Origin of the sequence: Pseudomonas sp. NY11955 (assembly GCF_048068035.1) — a bacterium.
Taxonomy (GTDB): domain Bacteria; phylum Pseudomonadota; class Gammaproteobacteria; order Pseudomonadales; family Pseudomonadaceae; genus Aquipseudomonas.
In genome coordinates this window covers 552,078-570,744 of record NZ_JBLUPS010000002.1, presented here as the reverse complement: position 1 = coordinate 570,744, position 18,667 = coordinate 552,078, and the positions used below count along the sequence as shown (strand labels likewise).

At 62.7% G+C, this 18,667-nt stretch carries 19 protein-coding genes and 1 tRNA gene; 11 read left to right on the top strand and 9 right to left on the bottom strand.

Annotated features, from left to right (window positions below; genetic code table 11):
- Window positions 1-4: 4 nt before the first annotated feature.
- Both efp and earP read right to left on the bottom strand, forming a co-directional pair.
- Window positions 5-574 carry an elongation factor P gene (gene efp / locus ACNFBR_RS05685; RefSeq protein WP_012271109.1) on the bottom strand — a complete coding sequence of 190 codons (570 nt, stop codon included), beginning with the start codon at window positions 572-574 and terminating at the stop codon, window positions 5-7.
- A 48-nt stretch (window positions 575-622) separates the two neighbouring features.
- Window positions 623-1,756, bottom strand: coding sequence for an elongation factor P maturation arginine rhamnosyltransferase EarP (earP, locus tag ACNFBR_RS05680; protein WP_416734012.1), 1,134 nt, complete (start codon window positions 1,754-1,756; stop codon window positions 623-625).
- 129 nt (window positions 1,757-1,885) lie between these two features.
- On the opposite strand from earP, the gene ACNFBR_RS05675 reads away from it, so the two are divergent.
- A complete protein-coding gene (locus tag ACNFBR_RS05675) occupies window positions 1,886-2,284 on the top strand; it encodes a hypothetical protein (protein ID WP_416734011.1) in 399 nt (132 codons plus the stop codon).
- A 2-nt stretch (window positions 2,285-2,286) separates the two neighbouring features.
- Window positions 2,287-2,757, top strand: a complete 471-nt coding sequence (locus ACNFBR_RS05670) for a GreA/GreB family elongation factor (protein ID WP_416734010.1) — start codon at window positions 2,287-2,289, stop codon at window positions 2,755-2,757.
- Window positions 2,758-2,871: 114 nt separating this feature from the next.
- Here ACNFBR_RS05670 and ACNFBR_RS05665 read toward each other — a convergent pair whose 3' ends face one another.
- Window positions 2,872-3,810, bottom strand: coding sequence for a LysR family transcriptional regulator (locus ACNFBR_RS05665; protein ID WP_416734009.1), 939 nt, complete (start codon window positions 3,808-3,810; stop codon window positions 2,872-2,874).
- Between the two features lie 117 nt (window positions 3,811-3,927).
- Between ACNFBR_RS05665 and ACNFBR_RS05660 the strand changes: the two genes are divergently transcribed.
- The 4 genes from ACNFBR_RS05660 (at window position 3,928) to ACNFBR_RS05645 (ending at window position 8,782) form a co-directional block, all read left to right on the top strand.
- Entirely contained in the window at window positions 3,928-4,677 is a 750-nt protein-coding gene (locus ACNFBR_RS05660) for a 3-oxoacyl-ACP reductase family protein (RefSeq protein WP_416734008.1), read from the top strand.
- Between the two features lie 117 nt (window positions 4,678-4,794).
- Window positions 4,795-5,982 (top strand): MFS transporter, encoded by a 1,188-nt coding sequence (locus ACNFBR_RS05655; RefSeq protein WP_416734007.1) that lies wholly within the window; start codon window positions 4,795-4,797, stop codon window positions 5,980-5,982.
- Between the two features lie 209 nt (window positions 5,983-6,191).
- Entirely contained in the window at window positions 6,192-6,572 is a 381-nt protein-coding gene (locus ACNFBR_RS05650) for a hypothetical protein (protein ID WP_416734006.1), read from the top strand.
- Window positions 6,573-6,649: 77 nt separating this feature from the next.
- Window positions 6,650-8,782, top strand: coding sequence for a TonB-dependent siderophore receptor (locus ACNFBR_RS05645; RefSeq protein ID WP_416734005.1), 2,133 nt, complete (start codon window positions 6,650-6,652; stop codon window positions 8,780-8,782).
- A 171-nt stretch (window positions 8,783-8,953) separates the two neighbouring features.
- Here ACNFBR_RS05645 and ACNFBR_RS05640 read toward each other — a convergent pair.
- Window positions 8,954-9,043, bottom strand: a tRNA-Ser gene (locus tag ACNFBR_RS05640).
- Window positions 9,044-9,241: 198 nt separating this feature from the next.
- On the opposite strand from ACNFBR_RS05640, the gene ACNFBR_RS05635 reads away from it, so the two are divergent.
- From ACNFBR_RS05635 to ACNFBR_RS05625, 3 genes are all read left to right on the top strand, one after another.
- Complete coding sequence (locus ACNFBR_RS05635; RefSeq protein ID WP_416734004.1) at window positions 9,242-9,931, top strand: crotonase/enoyl-CoA hydratase family protein; 690 nt, start codon at window positions 9,242-9,244, stop codon at window positions 9,929-9,931.
- A 93-nt stretch (window positions 9,932-10,024) separates the two neighbouring features.
- Window positions 10,025-10,738, top strand: a complete 714-nt coding sequence (locus tag ACNFBR_RS05630; protein WP_416734003.1) for a lysophospholipid acyltransferase family protein — start codon at window positions 10,025-10,027, stop codon at window positions 10,736-10,738.
- Between the two features lie 68 nt (window positions 10,739-10,806).
- On the top strand, window positions 10,807-11,778 hold the full coding sequence (locus ACNFBR_RS05625; protein WP_416734002.1) for a magnesium and cobalt transport protein CorA: 972 nt from the start codon (window positions 10,807-10,809) through the stop codon (window positions 11,776-11,778).
- Between the two features lie 116 nt (window positions 11,779-11,894).
- Here ACNFBR_RS05625 and ACNFBR_RS05620 read toward each other — a convergent pair whose 3' ends face one another.
- Window positions 11,895-12,626 carry an amidotransferase gene (locus ACNFBR_RS05620; RefSeq protein ID WP_416734001.1) on the bottom strand — a complete coding sequence of 244 codons (732 nt, stop codon included), beginning with the start codon at window positions 12,624-12,626 and terminating at the stop codon, window positions 11,895-11,897.
- 528 nt (window positions 12,627-13,154) lie between these two features.
- On the opposite strand from ACNFBR_RS05620, the gene ACNFBR_RS05615 reads away from it, so the two are divergent.
- Window positions 13,155-13,955: a c-type cytochrome gene (locus tag ACNFBR_RS05615; RefSeq protein WP_416734000.1), complete on the top strand. Its 801-nt coding sequence runs from the start codon at window positions 13,155-13,157 to the stop codon at window positions 13,953-13,955.
- A gap of 115 nt (window positions 13,956-14,070) precedes the next feature.
- Here ACNFBR_RS05615 and ACNFBR_RS05610 read toward each other — a convergent pair whose 3' ends face one another.
- The 4 genes from ACNFBR_RS05610 to ACNFBR_RS05595 form a co-directional block, all read right to left on the bottom strand.
- Window positions 14,071-14,403 (bottom strand): ribonuclease E inhibitor RraB, encoded by a 333-nt coding sequence (locus ACNFBR_RS05610; RefSeq protein WP_016715077.1) that lies wholly within the window; start codon window positions 14,401-14,403, stop codon window positions 14,071-14,073.
- Between the two features lie 177 nt (window positions 14,404-14,580).
- A complete protein-coding gene (locus tag ACNFBR_RS05605; protein ID WP_264362233.1) occupies window positions 14,581-14,817 on the bottom strand; it encodes a hypothetical protein in 237 nt (78 codons plus the stop codon).
- 202 nt (window positions 14,818-15,019) lie between these two features.
- Window positions 15,020-17,077 (bottom strand): LTA synthase family protein, encoded by a 2,058-nt coding sequence (locus ACNFBR_RS05600; protein WP_416733999.1) that lies wholly within the window; start codon window positions 17,075-17,077, stop codon window positions 15,020-15,022.
- Window positions 17,078-17,258: 181 nt separating this feature from the next.
- Window positions 17,259-17,450: a PLDc N-terminal domain-containing protein gene (locus ACNFBR_RS05595; RefSeq protein ID WP_012271091.1), complete on the bottom strand. Its 192-nt coding sequence runs from the start codon at window positions 17,448-17,450 to the stop codon at window positions 17,259-17,261.
- A gap of 126 nt (window positions 17,451-17,576) precedes the next feature.
- Here ACNFBR_RS05595 and ACNFBR_RS05590 point away from each other — a divergent pair, with 126 nt between their 5' ends.
- On the top strand, window positions 17,577-18,515 hold the full coding sequence (locus ACNFBR_RS05590) for a ZIP family metal transporter (protein WP_416733998.1): 939 nt from the start codon (window positions 17,577-17,579) through the stop codon (window positions 18,513-18,515).
- Window positions 18,516-18,667 lie beyond the last annotated feature (152 nt).

Sequence of the window (18,667 nt, the reverse complement as noted above, 5' to 3'; positions counted from 1 at the left end):
AGAATTACTTCTTGGAACGGCCTTTGAAGCTGTTGTCGCGAGTGTCGATGTCGATCCACTCGTCGATCTGGATGAAGTCGGCAACCTGGATCTCGGTGCCGTTCTTCAGCTTGGCAGGCTTCATGACCTTGCCCGAGGTGTCGCCGCGAGCAGCGTTCTCGGTGTAGACAACCTGACGGCTGATGGTGGTCGGCAGTTCAACCGATACCAGGCGGCCTTCGAAGAACACGGCTTCGCAGATGTCTTCCATGCCTTCTTCGATGTACGGCAGAACGGCGTCGATGTCTTCGGCGTTCAGTTCGTACATGGTGTAGTCGGTGGTGTCCATGAAGGTGTACGAGTCACCGCTGATGAACGACAGGGTCGCTTCTTTGCGATCCAGGATCACGTCGTCCAGCTTGTCGTCCGCACCGTATACGGTTTCGGTCTTGTAGCCGGTCAGCAGGTTCTTCAGCTTGGTCTTCATGATCGCGCTGTTACGGCCCGACTTGGTGAACTCAGCTTTTTGAACCAGCCACGGGTCGTTGTCGATCCGCAGGACGGTACCGGGTTTCAGTTCTTTACCAGTTTTCATTACGAAGTATCCGAATCTGGATGGATTTATAAAAATCGAGGCCGCGTATCATAGCGAATTTCGGTAAAAGTGTACTAGCGCTGTGGCAAGGTCCGGCTGAGCGGCCTGTCGCGCCCCCCAACGCCGGGCATGTTGCTGCAGTTCCGGCCAGTGCTGGCGGGCCGCCTGCCAGGCCTCGCCCATGTCGAAATCCATGTTCCAGGCGCGCCACAGGCCAAGCAAGGCAGCATCGGCTTCGCCTGACAGGCCGCGTCGATACAGCGCCAGAAACGCTTCGAGCTTTTCCCAATGGGCATTTTCGTCCTGCACATAGATGTGCCACAGCATCGGCTGCCCGGCCCACTGGGCGCGTACGAACGAGTCTTCGCCGCGCACCGCATTGAAATCGCAACACCACAACAACCGATCGAAGTCGTCCTGGCTGACGAATGGCAGCACCTGCACGGTCAGCGCCCCACGCGTGCGCACCTCCCCTGCCTGCAGGTGCGCTTCGCCAAGCCACTGGCTGAGCCCCGCGACGATGCGCCCCTGCGGCACCAGCAGGTGGCACGGTTGCGCGCCCGTGGCCAGGGCATCGAGCCAGTTGGCCAACTGCGGGTTTTCGTAAGCGAACAGCGAAATCAGCAACGCGCCCGGCACGGGAGCTACGCCTAGCCCCTGCAGGAAAGCCTGGCGCGCATCGGCCGACTGCTGGAACGCATCACGCCGCGCCAGCAGCGAGCCTTCTCGCAGCAAGCCACCGGTCTTTTCAGTAAAGCCCGGGAAGAAAAACACCTTGCGCAGGCCGTTGGGCTGCGGCGAAGGCAAGCCATGGCAGCCCTCCACCCAGTCCTCGGCACTGAGGTACTCAAGGTTCAGCCATAGCGGCGGCAATGGACGGGCACGCATGGCCTCGACATAGGCCGCCGGCAATTGACAGGCGAACGCGCCGATCACCACGTCGGCCGGCGCCACCGGCAGCCACGCTCGCGGCCAGTGGCGCACATCCACACCGTGCTGCCACTGTTGCGCGGCAGTGGCGTCGGCGCCGGGGCACATGGGCGTGAAAGCGTCGAGGTCATCCACCCACAGGCGCACCGCCAGGCCATGCTCGTCGACCAACTGCCGGGCCAGGCGCCAGGTCACGCCGATGTCGCCGTAATTGTCGACGACACTGCAGAAAATGTCCCAGGTGGCGTTCATGCGCCCCTCCCGTGCTGGTGCAAAAACCGCGAATTCTGCGCATAAATTGTCGCCGACAAAAGCACCTGCGCGGAAAAATCCCCAAGCGCATGCGACAATGCACCCCGACTACCCTGCCAGGAGGCTGCCATGCCCCGCCACCGTGAACTGAAGATCACCCTCAAGCCGTTGCCGCTGATTGCATGCGTTGCCTTGGGCCTGTGGCTGGGCGCGGTGGCGATTGCCGTGAGCCTGTGGTTGGCCCTGCAGTGGTGGCCACAGCAGGTGCAACCTCTGGTCCAGGCTGTCGCACCCACCGTGCACCGCCCCGCCGCACCCGCTGCGCCGGCTGCCGCGCAGGACACCCAGGCCGAGATGTTCGAGCGCTACAAGGACATCCTGCACAAGCAGGAACTGCAACAGGCCGCCGAGGCCGCCCAAGGCAACCCGCGCAACCTCAACAGCCCGAAGTGCCAGTTCTGGCTGCAGCAGAACCGCACCGCACCCACCGACAAAAGCCAGGCCAACGTGCTGGAGTTCTGTTACTGACCATGGACAAGCCGCACCTATTGGCGCTGATCGTCGCCACCCTCGAGCGCGACTTGGATGTGCTGACGCGGGCGGCGCAAACCGCCTACGAGGCCGCCACCGCCGAAGAGAACATTGCCGAGAACAAGTACGACACCCTGGGCCTGGAAGCCTCGTACCTGGCCACCGGGCAGGCCCGGCGCAGTGCCGAGATACGCCAGGCGCTGTTGAATTACCAGCAATTGCTGCTGCGTGACTACGACCCGGCGCGGGGCGTGCAAGTGAGCAACCTGGTGGCGCTGGAGGATGAGGATGGTGGGCAACGCCGGCTGTTCCTCGGGCCTGAAGCCGCGGGGTTGAAGATTGGCGAGGGGGATGGGCTAGTGACGGTGATTACCCCGCGTTCGCCGCTGGGGCAACAGTTGATGGGCAAGAAGATCGATGACGAGGTGAATCTGGGCGCGCAGACATTGTTCATTGCTGATGTGGTCTGAAGGCGACCACTGGCATCAGCCCTGTGATCGCCTTGTGTAGGAGCAGCCTTGCGCTGCGAAGGGGCCACAGTCGATCCATAGCCTTGCCGGCCTCTTCGCAGCACAAGGCTGCTCCTACAGAGACCGCAGGGCATCGAACCGCTCGGCAAGCCCCTGTTCGGCAAATTGCTCCACCACAAAATCGATGAATGCCCGGGTCTTGCCCGGCATCAGCTTGTGCTCGGCGAAATACAGGCTGATGTGCCCATCGTCCACATACCAGTCCGGCAACACCCGCTGCAGCCGCCCCTCCTGCAAGTAGGGCACGGCAAACGGCAGGCTCACCAGGGCAATCCCCAGCCCCTGCTCGGCCACCGCGCACGCCGCATCCGAATCGCTCATGGTCATCGCCTGGCGCAATTGCAGCGGCTGCTGCACCTGCCAACGACTGGTCAACGGCCACGAGCGTACCCGCCCAGTCTGCGGCGAGCGGATCAGGATGCCGTCATGGCGCTGCAGCCCCTGCGGGTCTGCTATCGGCGCGTGCCGCCGCAGATAGGCCGGTGCCGCCACCAACACCCGGTGCGCTGGGGTCAGCTTGCGCGCCACCACCCCCGGCGGCAGTTCGAAACCACCGCCAATCGCTGCATCGAAGCCTTGGCCGATCAAGTCAACCTGACGGTTGTCGAAATGCCAGTCAGGGATAATCGCCGGATAGCGACGCAGAAACTCGCTCAGCAACGGCAGCACATACAAACGCCCGAACACCGTGCCCATGCTCACCCGCAACAACCCGGCCGGCTGGCCTTCGGCACTGGCCAGGTTGGCCACGGCGTACTGGATGGTGCGGAAGCTGTCACTGACCTCGCCGAGAAAACGCTGCCCGGCTTCAGTCAAGGTCAGCTTGCGGGTACTACGCTGGAACAACCGCACACCCAGGCGTGCTTCCAGCTGGGCAACGTGCTTACCCACGGCGGCCGGGGTAATGCTCAAGCGCCTGGCAGCCTCGGCAAAACTGCCGACTTCGGCACTGCGGATGAAGCATTCCAACGCGTTGAACGATTCCATGGCCATGATTGGCAACCAAAGGTTTACTCAGCAGATAGTGATTACCATCTTATCAGCAGCTAATCGAGCGCCGATACTGCGCCCATCCAAGGCATTCGGCCTGGCTTCCAGCAGGAGATCAGCATGTCCAAGCAACTTACACTCGAAGGCAAAGTGGCCCTGGTACAGGGCGGTTCCCGCGGCATTGGTGCCGCCATCGTGCGGCGCCTGGCCCGCGAAGGCGCGCACGTGGCCTTCACCTATGTCAGCTCTGCCGGCCCGGCAGAAGAACTGGCCCGGGAAATCAGCGAAAACGGCGGCAAGGCCCTGGCCCTGCGTGCTGACAGTGCCGATGCAGCGGCCGTGCAGTTGGCGGTGGATGACGCCGTAAAAGCCTTCGGCAGGCTGGATATCCTGGTCAACAACGCTGGTGTGCTGGCGGTGGCACCGGTGAGCGAATTCGACCTGGCCGACTTCGACCGCCTGCTGGCAGTGAACGTGCGCAGCGTGTTCGTCGCCAGCCAGGCCGCAGCGCGCTACATGGGCCAGGGCGGGCGCATCATCAACATCGGCAGCACCAATGCCGAGCGCATGCCGTTCGCCGGCGGCGCGCCATACGCCATGAGCAAGTCGGCACTGGTTGGCCTGACTCGCGGCATGGCGCGTGACCTTGGGCCGCAGGGCATTACCGTGAACAACGTGCAACCGGGGCCGGTGGACACCGACATGAACCCCGCCAGTGGCGAGTTTGCCGAAAGCCTGATCCCACTAATGGCGATCGGCCGGTATGGCGAGCCGGAGGAAATTGCCAGCTTCGTGGCCTACCTGGCGGGGCCTGAAGCGGGCTACATCACCGGAGCCAGCTTGACCGTGGATGGTGGGTTCGCGGCCTGATCGCTGGGTTACCAGAAACCCTGGAATCGCCCACAGGATCACCACAGGTTCAGGCCTGTGGTGATCCTGTAGTCTTGTTAAGCTTCACCGCACTCTACTGCCCGCCCCGAGAACCGCATGCACACCCCCACACTCAGCCGCGCCCTGATCTTGCTGATGGCCACCGCCACTGGCCTGGCCGTGGCCAGCAACTACTACGCCCAACCGCTGCTGCACAGCATCGCCCAGCAGTTTGGCCTGAGCACTGCCAGCGCCGGCAGCATCGTGATTGCCGCGCAGCTCAGCTATGGCGCCGGCCTGTTGCTGCTGGCACCGCTGGGTGACCTGTTCGAACAGCGCCGGCTGATTACCGTGATGACCGCTATCTCCACCCTGGGCCTGGTCATCAGCGCTTGTGCCCCGAGCCTGCCTTGGCTGATCCTCGGCACGGCGTTGACCGGGCTGTTCTCGGTGGTGGCGCAGATCCTCGTGCCGATGGCCGCTACCCTGAGCGAGCCGCATCAGCGTGGGCGCGCGGTCGGCACGCTGATGAGCGGCCTGCTGCTGGGCATCCTGCTGGCACGTACCGCTGCCGGCTTCATGGCCGAACTGGGCGGCTGGCGCAGCATCTACGTGCTGGCCGCCATACTCATGGCAATCACCGCCGTGGCGCTGTACCGCAGCCTGCCGCAGCACCACAGCCATGCCGGGTTGAAGTACCCGGCCCTGATCGGCTCGGTGTTCCGCCTGTTCCTCGAAGAACCCGTACTGCGTCTGCGCTCACTGCTCGGCTTGCTGTCGTTCAGCCTGTTCGCGCTGTTCTGGACGCCGCTGGCGTTCCTGCTAGCAAAAGGCCCCTACCATTATTCGGATGCGGTGATCGGCCTGTTCGGCCTGGCGGGCGCCGCGGGTGCGCTTTCAGCCAACTGGGCCGGGCGGCTGGCCGACCGTGGCAAGGGCTCGCTGGGCACCACCGTGGGCCTGGTGGTGTTGCTGTTGTCATGGGTGCCGCTGGGTTTTGCCGAGCAGTCGCTGCTGGCCTTGTTGCTGGGTGTGTTGATGCTCGACCTGGCGGTGCAGCTGGTGCACGTGAGCAACCAGAACGCCGTGATCGCCCTGCGACCCGAAGCGCGCACGCGGCTGAATGCTGGGTACATCACCTGCTACTTCATTGGCGGGGCACTGGGGTCGTTGCTGGGCACGCAATTGTTCCAGCACCAGGGCTGGAGTGGGATCGTGATGGCGGGGTTGGTGATTGGCGGGTTGGCGTTGTTGGCATGGGGCCTGGCAGAACGCAAGCGCAAGAACGCATTGCAAGTGGTCTGAAAAACCATCATTGGATCATTCGCGGGCACGCCCGCTCCCACAGGGGTATGACTACCCTTAACCTGTGGGAGCGGGCGTGCCCGCGAAGAGGCCATCAGCTAGGGCGACAAAGCACCGCACTACCCTCCGTCGCATGGCCGTTGACTTGCCTGCCCGGGCAGCGCTCAGTAGGCGCTGGAAAAATGCCCTTTCCCTGACAGGACGACTTTATGACAAGACTCACGGTGCAATCCGGCGATTTCTTGCAAGGTGAAGGCGAGTATCGCAACGGATCGCTTACTCTCAAGACCCCGCGCAGCCCCTCTCCCGGCGAGCGGATTTCCCTGGCACGCATCAGCGACTTGCGGCTGGCCAGCCTGGAATCCAGCCGCAGCCTGGGCAGCGCCCTGGGCTGGGGCGTGGCCGGCGCCCTGGTGGCAGGGCCGGTGGGGCTGTTGGCCGGGTTGTGGCTGGGCGGCAAGGAAGAAGAAGCGACCTTCCTGGCCACCTTCAAGGATGGGCGCAAGCTCATGGCCATTACCGATGGCAAGACCTGGTCGAAAATCGATGACAACTGGCGCCAGCACAAGCGGCCGACCGGCACAGGCTGAAAATCCAGGGGCCCTGATCGTTCCATGTTGAAGGCGGCTGTTAAGATGCCGCCTTTTTTCATGGTCGGAGCCCCCGCATGTCCTCGCATCACCCCCGCCTGCCCCTGAGCCTGCTCAGCCTGGGCCTGGCCCTGCAATGCCCCCATGTGCTTGCCGAAGACAGTGTGGTGCTGGCCCCGTTGCAGGTCTCCGACACCTACGCCAATGATGGCTACCAGGCACGCCAAGCCACCGTGGGCGGCTTCCAGCCCGCGCCGTTGCTCGACACACCGGCCGCTGTCAGCGTGTTCAGCCAGCAACTGCTGGAAGACCGCCAGGTGCGCATGCTCAGCGAAGTGCTGCAAAGCGACGCCTCGGTCGGTGAAAGCTACGCGCCCATCGGCTACTACGAAAACTTCAATGTGCGCGGCTTCGAGCTGAACGCCGCCAGCAGCTACCGCATCAATGGCCAGACCATCGCCGGCGAGCAGAATGTGGCCCTGGAAAACAAACAGCAGGTGGAGCTGCTCAAGGGCCTGTCCGGGCTGCAGAGCGGCGTTTCGGAGCCGGGCGGGCTGATCAACTATGTAACCAAGCGCGCCGAAGACGTACGCAGCATCACGGTGTCGACCAACGAACAAGGCGAACGCTACCTGGCCACCGACCTGGGCGGATGGTTCGGCAGCGAAAAGCAGTTCGGCCTGCGCGCCAACCTGGCCCATGAAGACATCCGCTCGTACGTCGACCACGCCGACGGCAAGCGCGACTTCGCCTCGTTGGCGTTCGACTGGCAGATCAACCCGGATGCCACCCTGCAGTTGGATGCCGAGTACCAGCACCGTGAACAACGCTCGGTACCGGGGTACCAGTTGCTCGGCGGCAGCGAAGTGCCCCACGGCATCGACCCGGATGACCGCCTGGCTTATCAGCACTGGGCCAAGCCCGTGCAGAACGACTCGCTGAACCTTGACGGGCGCTTCGAGTACCGCTTCAACGACGCCTGGACCGGCAGCTTGAGCGCCTCGCGCAGTAAGGTGGTGATCGACGACTACAGCGCGTTTGCCTGGGGCTCGAGCGAAGGCGCGTTTTTCGGCAGCAATGGCGACTATGACATCTACGACTTCCGCAGCCCCGACGACACCCGCCGCATCGACGAGGCGCAGGCCATGCTCAACGGGCGCTTCGACGCGCTGGGTGTGGGCCATGAGCTGACCGTGGGCAGCAGCGCGCAACGGCGCACGCTGGATCAGCGCCCCAGCTACATGGAATGGGTCGGCACAGGCAACATCCAAACCGGGGCGCCCGCTTTTGATCCATCCGCAAACCCCATCAAGTCCAGCGAGCGCCGCCTCGACAGCCGCCAATACGGCCTGTTCGTCAGCGACCGCATCAGCTTCAACGAACAATGGCAGACCGTACTGGGCGCCCGTGAAGTTCGCCTGGATGAAAAGACCTGGGACGAAAACGGCGTTGCCGGGCGCCACACCCGTCAATACGAGCTGCTGCCCAATGCTGCGATCATATTTAAACCGCAGCCGAACACCACGGTGTATGCCAGCTATTCCAAGGGCCTGTCTGCCGGTGGCACGGCACCTTGGTTTGCGCTGAACCGATTCGAAATCCTTGCCCCCACCACCTCCCACCAGCTGGAGCTGGGCCTCAAGCATGACTGGCAGGGCCTGAGTTTCAGTGCCGCGCTGTTCCAGATCCGCCAGGCTTACCAGTACGCGCGCCCTGACGGTGCTGGCAACTTCACCTACCTGCAGCAAGGCCAGCAGAAAAATACCGGCCTGGAGCTGGGCGCCAGCGGCTGGGTGACCTCGAACCTGCAGGTGCAAGCCAGCGCAGCCGCCATTCGCGCACGGGTGCAGAACAGCGGTACCGATGACTATGAAGGGCACCAGGCGATCAACGTGCCCAGGTTCCGAGCGGCGCTGCAGGCGGAATACAGCCTGCCGGTGCCAGGCCTGGCGCTGCTGGGCGGGGCGCGTTACAGCGCCAGCAAGTATGCGAGCCAGGCGGGGAATGTGCAGGTTGGCGGGTATACCGTGTTCGATCTTGGCAGCCGCTACCGCACGCGCATTGCCGGGTACGACACGGTGCTGCGGCTGACGGTGGATAACCTGTTCGACAAGCGTTACTGGCGTGATGTGGGGGATTACCTGGGGGATAACTACCTGTTCCAGGGCGCGCCACGTACGGCCCGGCTATCGGCCTCGGTTAGCTTCTAGATTTTTTGGGGCTGCTTTGCAGCCCATTCGCAGCACAAGGCTGCTCCTACAAGGGTAAACGCGATTCCTGTAGGAGCAGCCTTGTGCTGCGAATGGGCCGCAAAGCGGCCCCCAAAGGCGTCAAAAACAAAAAGCCCCCGGCTTTTCAGCGCGGGGGCTCTTCGTAGAATGTGGCGGTGAAGAAGGGATTTGAACCCTTGATACGATTTCTCGTATACACACTTTCCAGGCGTGCTCCTTCGACCACTCGGACACTTCACCGTTTCTCTTCAAGCCTTGCAGCCTGTCGAGGTGCGCTAATTTATTGAAAGACATTCCCTTTGGCAAGCATTTTTTTCAATTTTTTCATGTATTTGCACTTGGGCCACGGTGAACGCTGACCGACCAGTCAGCCTTGCTGCTTTACCTTGCCCCTGGCGCTGGGTAACGTCGTCGCCACGCCAACAAAAGGACTCTGCCATGAGCGAGCTGATTACCTACCACGCCGAAGACGGCATCGCCACCCTGACCCTGAACAATGGCAAGGTCAACGCCATCTCGCCGGACGTCATCAATGCCTTCAACGCAGCGCTCGACCGTGCCAGCGAAGAGCGCGCGGTGGTGATCATCACCGGGCAGCCGGGCATTCTGTCGGGCGGTTACGACCTCAAGGTGATGACCAGCGGCCCGAAGGAAGCCATCGGCCTGGTCACCGCCGGCTCCACCCTCGCCCGTCGCCTGCTGTCGCACCCGTTCCCGGTGGTGGTCGCCTGCCCCGGCAATGCCGTGGCCAAAGGGGCCTTCCTGCTGCTGTCGGCCGACTACCGCATCGGTGTCGAAGGCCCGTACAAGGTGTGCCTGAACGAAGTGCAGATCGGCATGACCATGCACCATGCCGGTATTGAACTGGCCCGCGACCGCCTGCATCGCTCGGCCTTCCAGCGCTCGGTGATCAACGCCGAAGTGTTCGACCCGCAAGGTGCGGTGGGTGCCGGTTTCCTCGACAAGGTAGTGCCGGCCGAGCAGTTGCAGGAAGCGGCACTGGCCGCGGCGCGGGAGCTGAAAAAGCTGAACATGCTGGCGCACAAGAACACCAAGCTGAAGGTGCGCAAGGGGCTGCTGGAGGCGCTGGACAAGGCAATCGAGCTGGACCAGCACCATATGGGCTGACCGCAAAAGGGCCGGAACAGGCTTACACCAAGGTTTGCCCCAACCAGTGCACACCCGTACACTCCCCGGCGACTGTCTGGTGTGAGCCGTACCATGCTTTATTCATTGCGCATGTTCCTACTGGCGCTGCATTTTCTTGCCGTTGGCGTGCTGGGCCTGATCATTGGCCTGTGCCGCCCCTTCAACCCCGACAACAGCCGCGTGTTCGCCCGGCTCTACAGCGTGCCGGCCACCTGGCTGATGCGCATCAAGGTCAAGGCCGAGGTTGGCCCCCTGTGGGACCAACCGCCCGGCTGTGTGATCGTTGCCAACCACCAGTCCAACTTCGACCTGTTCGTGCTGGGCCAGGTGGTACCACAACGCACCGTGGCCATCGGCAAGAAAAGCCTGGGCTGGATCCCGCTGTTCGGCCAGTTGTTCTGGCTGGGTGGCAACGTGCTGATCGACCGCAAGAACGCCTACCAGGCGCGCAAGGCCATGCACAAGACCACCCGGGTTCTGCAGAACGACACCTCGATCTGGATTTTCCCCGAAGGCACCCGCAATGCCGGCGAGCATTTGCTGGCGTTCAAGAAAGGCGCGTTTCACATGGCCATCGAGGCCGGCGTGCCAATCGTGCCGGTCTGTGTCAGCCGCTACGCCGGGCGCTTGAGCCTGAACAGCTGGCGCCAGCGCAGCGTGATCGTGCGCTCGCTGCCGCCAATCGCCACGGCGGGCATGACCCAGCAGGACCTGCCGCAGTTGATCGAGCAGTGCCGGGAACAGATGCAGCAGTGCATTGACCGCATGGAAAACGAGCTGGCCTGATCCGGGTTGCTCTTGCGCCGGGTACAGACCAAGCTGTACCCGTGTTCAACCGAAATAAGCGGGCAACCATGGGGCGAGTCGTGGCATCGGCGGTGTACAGCGCCGGCAGAAAGGTCACCAACATCAGCATCGACGAAGGCAGCGAATGGGCGCGCAAGCCGGGGCATTTCGTGTGGATCGGCCTGGAGGAGCCCAACGCCGAGGAACTGGCCAACCTGCAGCGCCAGTTCAACTTGCATGAACTGGCCATCGAAGATGCCCTGGAAAAGCACAGCCGGCCAAAGCTTGAAACCTTCGGCGACGCGCTGTTCATCGTCACGTATTCGCCAGTGCGCCACGAAGGCAAGCTGGAGTTCATCGAAACCCATATCTTCGCGGGCAACGGCTACATCATCACCTGCCGCAACGGCCACTCCAAATCCTACGCCATGGTCCGCCAGCGCTGCGAGGCGCGGCCATTGCTGCTGGAGCACGGCGAGGACTTCGTGCTGTACGCCCTGCTCGACTTCGTGACCGAGAACTACCAACCGGTCAGCGAGGCCATTCATGGCGAGATCGAAGAGCTGGAGCAAAGCGTGCTGGGTGGCTCGCTGCAGGAGGACGACATCCGTCGCCTGCACAGCCTGCGCCGCGACATCCTGCGTCTGCGCCGCTACGTGGCACCAATGGTGGAGGTGAGCGAAGAACTGCAGCGCCTGAGCTTCCCGTTCATCGACAAGAACATGCGCCCCTACTTCCGTGACGTGCAGATTCATGTGACGCGGCAGATGGAAGACCTGGCCGGTATCCGCGACATTGCCAGCCAGACCATCGAGATCGGCATGCTGCTGGAGTCGTCACGGCAAAGCATCGTACAGCGCAAGTTCGCGGCCTGGGCGGCGATCCTGGCGTTCCCAACGGCGATTGCCGGGGTTTACGGGATGAACTTCCAGAACATGCCGGAGCTGAGCTGGCACTATGGTTATTTCGCCGTGCTGGGGGTGATTGCGGCGGGGTGTGCGGGGTTGTATGCCAGCTTCAAGAAGTCGGGCTGGCTTTGAGCGCACAACCCCTGTAGGAGCAGCCTTGCGCTGCGAAGAGGCCCTCATGGTCACACCAGATGTGCCCGTCGTACCGGCCTCTTCGCAGCACAAGGCTGCTCCTACAGAAAAACGCTTCAGGCCGCGTCGTGCTTGCTCACCGAATGCTGGATGAAGCGCAGCATCCACTCCCCCACCAGGTCGCCCTGGTGCTCGGTGGCCAGGCTGGCCACGGCCTTGTGGTACACCTCGTCACCCAGGTATTCCTGGCGCGCATCGAGCAGCGCGCGCGAGTAGTCGTGTACGAACTCCGGGTGGCCCTGGAAGCACAATACCTGGTCGCGAATGTGGTACGCCGCATTCGGGCAAAAATCGCTGGAGGCGATCACCGTGGCACCTTCCGGCAGCTCGGTCACCTGGTCCTGGTGACTGATCAGCAAGGTCAGCTCCGACACCTCCGGGTCCATCCACGGCGCATGCGCCGCCAACGAGTAGCGGTGGATGCCCACGCCCCAGCCCTTCTCGGCTCGCTCGGCCTTGCCACCCAGGGTCAATGCCAGCAACTGGTGGCCAAAACACACACCCAGCAGCTTTTCGCCACGCTCGTACAACTTGAGCAGGTAGGCCTTGAGAGTCTGGATCCACGGGTCGGTACCGAACGAGTCGGCCTTGCTGCCCGTTACAAGGTAGGCATCGAACACTTCATTGTCGGCGGGGTAATCGCCGTTCATCACGTTGTACACACGAAATTCGGCGGCGATCGGCTGACGCGAGAAGAGCTGCTCGAACATCCTGCCGTAGCCCTGGTACTGCGCGGTCAACTCCGGTCGCAGGACATCGGTTTCAAGGATGCAGACGCGTAACGACATAGGGGTAGTCCTGAACGACATGGGTGGGAATCTGCTGTAGAGACTGACGCGAAAGGCACGTACAAGCAAGTAGGCTGCACTGACGAACGGTCACATTTCGTCGGCACGCACTCGACACTTGCGCCACTGTCTAGCCAGAGCATGCCAGCGGGCTGGCACTTCGCCTCATATCCAGAAGAAATCAATTTATCAGCCAATTAGAACAAAGGGTTCTCAAACATGGATGACGCACACCCTACTGTTGGTTGTATATCCACACACAAGAGGCAAGCAGTTCAGGCGCCACACCACGCCACTGCGATCGACCCGAAGCGCGACAGGGAAGCCAACGGGTATTCAGGAATAACAACAAGAAGGCGGTCCGCCATGTTCAGACAATCGAAAATTCGCCAAGCTGGGCTTATTCTCTTCGCCACGACTTTGCTGCTGATCCTGCCGAACCTGACACGTTTGTTCGGCTGACAACGGCGATGGCGCCAACGGGCAGTGCACAGGTAACCTGCTGGCCTTGATGGTCGGAGATTGCCCATGCGCCACTGCCTTGCCCTGTTAGCGTTGCTCCTGAGCCTGCCACTGTCGGCGGCGCAACTGCACCTTGAACTGGGCGCCAATACGCGCCAGTGGAGCAGCGCCGAACTGCTGGGCCACCCGCAGGCACGGGATATCAGCATCGAACAGGACGTTTCCTACAAACGGCCCATGCGGTATCGGGCGGTGCCGCTGGCCACCTTGCTCGAAGGCGTGAGCGCCAGCGATCACCTGCAGGCCGTGGCCCTGGACGGTTTTGCTGCCGAAATGCCCGCTGCGCCCCTGCTGCAGCAAGGCCCCGCGCGGGCCTGGCTGGCCGTGGAAGACCCGGGCAAGCCGTGGCCGCCACTGGGGCAGGGCAAGCCGAGTGCGGGGCCGTTCTACCTGGTGTGGACGGCGCCAGAGGCCAGCGGCATCCGCCCGGAGCAATGGCCGTTCCAGATTTCCGCCATTCGCCAGCTGGCAACTGTCGAGACGCGCTTCCCGGCCTTGCTGCCCGCCCCGACGCTGCCAGCCGACAGCCCGGTACGCCAAGGCTTCGCCTTGTTCCAGCAGAACTGCCTGGCGTGCCACCGGCTCAATGGCGCGGGGGATGCGCAGGTGGGGCCGGATTTGAATGTGCCGCACAACCCGACCGAATATTTCCAACCGCAATACCTACGCCAACTGATTCGAGACCCGCAAAGCCTGCGCCAATGGCCGCAGGCAAAAATGCCAGGGTTTGCTGAAGGTGTATTGAGTGAGCAGGAACTGAATGCGTTGTTGGCCTATCTGGGGCATATGGCTGGGCGCAAGCCTTGAAAGCAGTGCGTGCTTCTTCGCGGGCAAGCCCGCTCCTACAGGTACTCCACATCGCTCAATCCTGTGGTGCTCCTGTGGGAACGGGCGAGCCCGCGAAGAAGGCAACGCAATACGTTCAGGCAATGGGCCGTTCGTGCTTGACCCCCCACCCTTCCACCTCTCCCCCATAAGGTGTCACCAGCTGCTCGAAGGCCTCTTCGAAGTCGCCAATCCCGCCATAGGTGGCATACATGACCTTGCTCAGCTCCAGGTGCCAGGCACCGTCGCCCAGCTCCTTGACCTGGGCATTGAGTGACTCCCCGCGAAACTGCCCGGCCGCTCGGCGGGCCCCTGCTTCATCCGGAAAAACGGCATAGAACTCGATGGGGTGGATCTGGGTGAAGTCGAAACCGCCTGCTTTCATCTGGCGCAGGACGTTGCTGCTGATATCGTCGTTCTGGCTGCTCATGAATCGTCCTCCTGAGTAAAGCGATGGATAGACTTTCCGTGCACTGACGCACCTGCCGGCAGCGGCCAGGCAGTTCGAGCTGATGCAAGACGCGAATTGAGGCAGTGCCAACCCGCAGAATAGGCTGGCACCCTCCACCAGCGTAGTGCCTGCCAGGGCACCACGCAAACGTGTGGTTCAGGGCGCTTCGTGGATGCTGGTGATGGTCACGCCGCTGTGCTCTTTAAGCCAGCGGGCGGTCGGGGAGATGGTGCGGTCCTGGAAGTCGTTGAGGTCCAACTCGTCCATCACCGGGAACAGGTGCGAACGAATGGCCCGCGCGGCGTCCTCTTCGCTGGGGCAGTGCTCGGCCCGCAGCGTCATGGTGGACGGTTCGCCTTTCTGATCGGCAAAGATGACTTCCCACTCTTTCATTGAACGAGCCCTCTCAATCAAAGAACACCAGTTGGGTGATGCCTGATCAAGTGACCTTGGGGCTGAAGAAATGTTCAGTCTGAGCTGGCCTCTTCGCGGCTAAAGCCGCTCCTACAGGGATGTCACAGACTTGAAGGCAGTGATATCCCTGTAGGAGCGGCTTTAGCCGCGAATGGGCCGCATAGCGGCCCCGATTACAGCCTTACTTCGGTGTGCCGTGCACCACGCCAGCGGTGTTATCCAGCAGGCTCTTGGTAGCCGTCTGGATATAGGCTTCCAGCTTCTTGAGCATTTCCGGCTGGTCCGGGCTTTCGATCAGCTCGGCCTTGAACTCGCTGCCCAACTGGTAGCGGTACATGCGCGGGGTCATGTCCTTGGACTCGATCAGGATGCGGTCGCCCTGCACCAGGCCAACGATCTGCTCGCTGCCCGACGGCTTGATCATGCCCACGCCCTGGTCGCCTTCAGGCAGGTTGAGCAGGTCGCGGCCCCAGCACTGGTGGCGGGCCTGGCCACCCAGGCGGCCCATGATGGTCGGCACGATGTCGACCTGGGTGCCCACGGTGTGGTTGACCGCCCCGAACTTCTCCTGAATGCCTGGAGCGATCAGCAGCAGCGGCACGTTGAAGCGGCCCAGGTCCAGTTCGGTCACCTGCTGGTGGTTGCCAAAGCCATGGTCGCCGACGATGACGAACAGGGTGTCCTTGAAGTACGGCTCTTTACGCGCCTTCTCGAAGAACTGGCCCAGTGCCCAGTCCGAATAGCGCATGGCGGTCAGGTGCTCGTCCAGGCGGCCCTGGCCGGTGACTTTCTCTACTGGCAGGTCCTTGGGCAGCGCATACGGCGTGTGGTTGGACAGCGTCTGCAGCAGTGCGTAGATCGGCTTCTTGCCGTCGTGCTTGGCCAGCTCCTCGTTACCACGGTCGAACATGTCCTGGTCGGACACGCCCCAGGTCGGGTCGGAGAACACCGGGTTGACGAAGTCGTTACGGCCGATGAAGGTGGTCATGCCCTGGTTGCCGAAGAAACCGGACTGGTTGTCCCAGGCAAAGTCGCCGTTGTAGACGTACACATCGTCGTAGTCACGGGCGCTGAGCAAGGCCGGCAGGCCAGACAGCTTGTGGCCGCCTTCCGGGGTCTGCATCAGGTACTCGAAACCTGGCAGGTTGGGGAAGCAGGCCATGGTGGCGAACATGCCCTGGTGGGTATGGGTGCCATTGGAGAAGAAGCGGTCGAACAGCAGGCCCTCTTTGGCCAGCTTGTCGAAGTACGGGGTGATGTTGTTGGGGCTGCCCAGCGCGCCCACCGAGTGGCCGGCGAAGCTTTCCATCAGGATCACCACCACGTTCTTGATCGGCAGGGTGCGCTCAGCCGGCGGCACGAAGTCGCGGCGGATGGCTGCCTCGTCGGCATCGACCAAGGTGTCGTTGGCGGTCAGCAGTTGCTCACGCACGCTTTGCGTGGCCACGCTCTGCTCCAGTACCGGCTTCCAGATGTTGGCGCGGTCCTCGCCAAAGCGGCTCTTGGCAGCGTCGATCAGAGTCAGGGTGCCGTTCAGGCCCAGCTGGTTGACGAAGTTGGAGTCGGTGGTGAAGGCATCACCCCAACGCATCGGCGGGCCCTGGCGCAGAGTGCCACGGGCAGCGACCACGGCCACCAGCAAAATCACCATGAACACCGCCAGGCGATTATACCAAGGCGCCACGCGCTGCAGGCCCTCGCCACGGGTCGCGCGGTCGATACCTTTGAACAGCAGGCTCAGCAGCCAGGTGCCGAAGGCCCAGGCCAGCAGGTAGCGCACCACCGGGAAACCGTACCAGAGCATGCTCATGACGGTTTTCGGGTCTTCCTTGATGTACTGGAACACCAAGCCGTTCAAGCGCTGGTGGAACTCGCGGTAGAAGTCCATTTCCATCAGGCCGAGGAACATCACCACGCTCGAGGCGAGGGTCAGCCAGAAACGGAACACGCCACGCCGGGCCATGGCCCAGGGGCTGAGAATGGCCAGCAGCAATGGAATGCTGATGTACACCACCACCCGCAGGTCGAAGCGCAAGCCGTTGAGGAAGCCTTCGGCGACAGTCGAATAAGGGGTATCGCCGATCATGTCGCTGTTGTAGACCAGCAGCGCCAGGCGCACGAGGCTGAGCATCAGCATGATCACCAGGCCGCTGAGCAGCGTGTAGGCCAGGTGGGATTTCAGGGTCGGCGAAAACGACGTTCGCGCGCCCTGTTGCTTCAAGGCGTCCGTGTTAGCCATGAATGGGAAGGTCCTAGGATTGCGGTTTGCGAAGAGGCGATGGCGCTAGACCAACGCAGCATTGTGCGGGTGCGGATTCTGTTTAAACCAATGTGAAAATTTTGTCACGGGGGTGTTGCGGGTTTTGTCCGTACCGGCCTCTTCGCGGGCTTGCCCGCGCCCACAGGGCCGGTACAGGGTGTCAGATCCGCACATTCCCCCGCGGCCCGGCAATCGCCCAGATCACCAACCCCACCACCGGCAGCAAGGCGATCAGCAGTATCCACAACACCTTGATACCCACCTCGCTGCCACTCTTGATCACATTGAGAATGGCCCAGATATCCAGCGCCAGGATGATCAGCCCCACTAGGCTGTTGAACGTAGACCCCATGCCAAAACTCCTGTCCAAAGGCTTTGCTGCACAGCATAGTCAGCTATCAGGGTAATAGAAGGGAATCCTTGGCCGTTGCCACAGGTCCCTGAGTAGACTGCCTGTAACCATTGATTCGAGGTTCGCATGCCCCCCGCCCACAGCCAAAGCGCCGCTTCCCCCTCCCTGCTGCACGCCTGGCGCCAGCAGATCGCCAACACCCCTTGGCTCAGTGCCGGCCTGGGGCTGAGCCTGCTGGCAGTGTGCGTACTGCTGGCGGCCAGCGTGTGGAACGCGGTGAACGGCGACCATGCCGACAACCTGCACCTGGCCGTGCTAGGCGGGTTGTCCGGCTTTGCCGCCACCGCCCTGGGCGCGGTGCTGGCAGTGGTGCTGCGCGATGTCAGCGCGCGTAGCCAGGACGTGATGCTGGGCTTTGCCGCCGGCATGATGCTGGCCGCCAGCTCGTTTTCATTGATTCTGCCGGGCCTGGATGCCGCCCGCGAGATCACCGGCAACGGCCCGGCTGCGGCGTTTACCGTGGTGCTGGGCATGGGCCTTGGGGTGCTGCTGATGCTGGGCCTGGACCGCTTCACCCCGCATGAACACGAAAGCACCGGGCCGTGCGGCCCCGAAGCCGAGCGCATCAGCCGGGTGTGGCTGTTCGTGCTGGCGATCACCTTGCACAACCTGCCAGAAGGCATGGCGATAGGCGTGAGCTTTGCCAATGGCGACATGAACATCGGCCTGCCGCTGACCAGTGCCATCGCCATCCAGGACATCCCCGAGGGGCTGGCGGTGGCGCTGGCCTTGCGCGCCACCGGGCTTTCGAACCTGAAGGCCGCGCTGGTGGCGATAGGGTCCGGGCTGATGGAGCCGTTGGGGGCGGTGATCGGGCTGGGGATTTCGACCGGCTTTGCCCTCGCCTACCCAATCAGCATGGGGCTGGCGGCGGGGGCGATGATCTTCGTGGTAAGCCACGAGGTGATTCCCGAAACCCACCGCAATGGGCACCAGACCGCGGCGACCCTGGGGTTGATGGGCGGGTTTGCGGTGATGATGTTTCTGGACACCGCGCTGGGCTGAATCGGTTTGCCGCTGCATTTGCAGCGTCGGCGAGATCGAGCGCCGCCCGCGCGGCGCATCGCGAGCGAAGCTCGCTCCTACATTTGTTTCGGGCCAATCATTCCTGTGGGATTTGCGCGCGGACGCCTGGGCGCACGGCGCGATATCGCGTC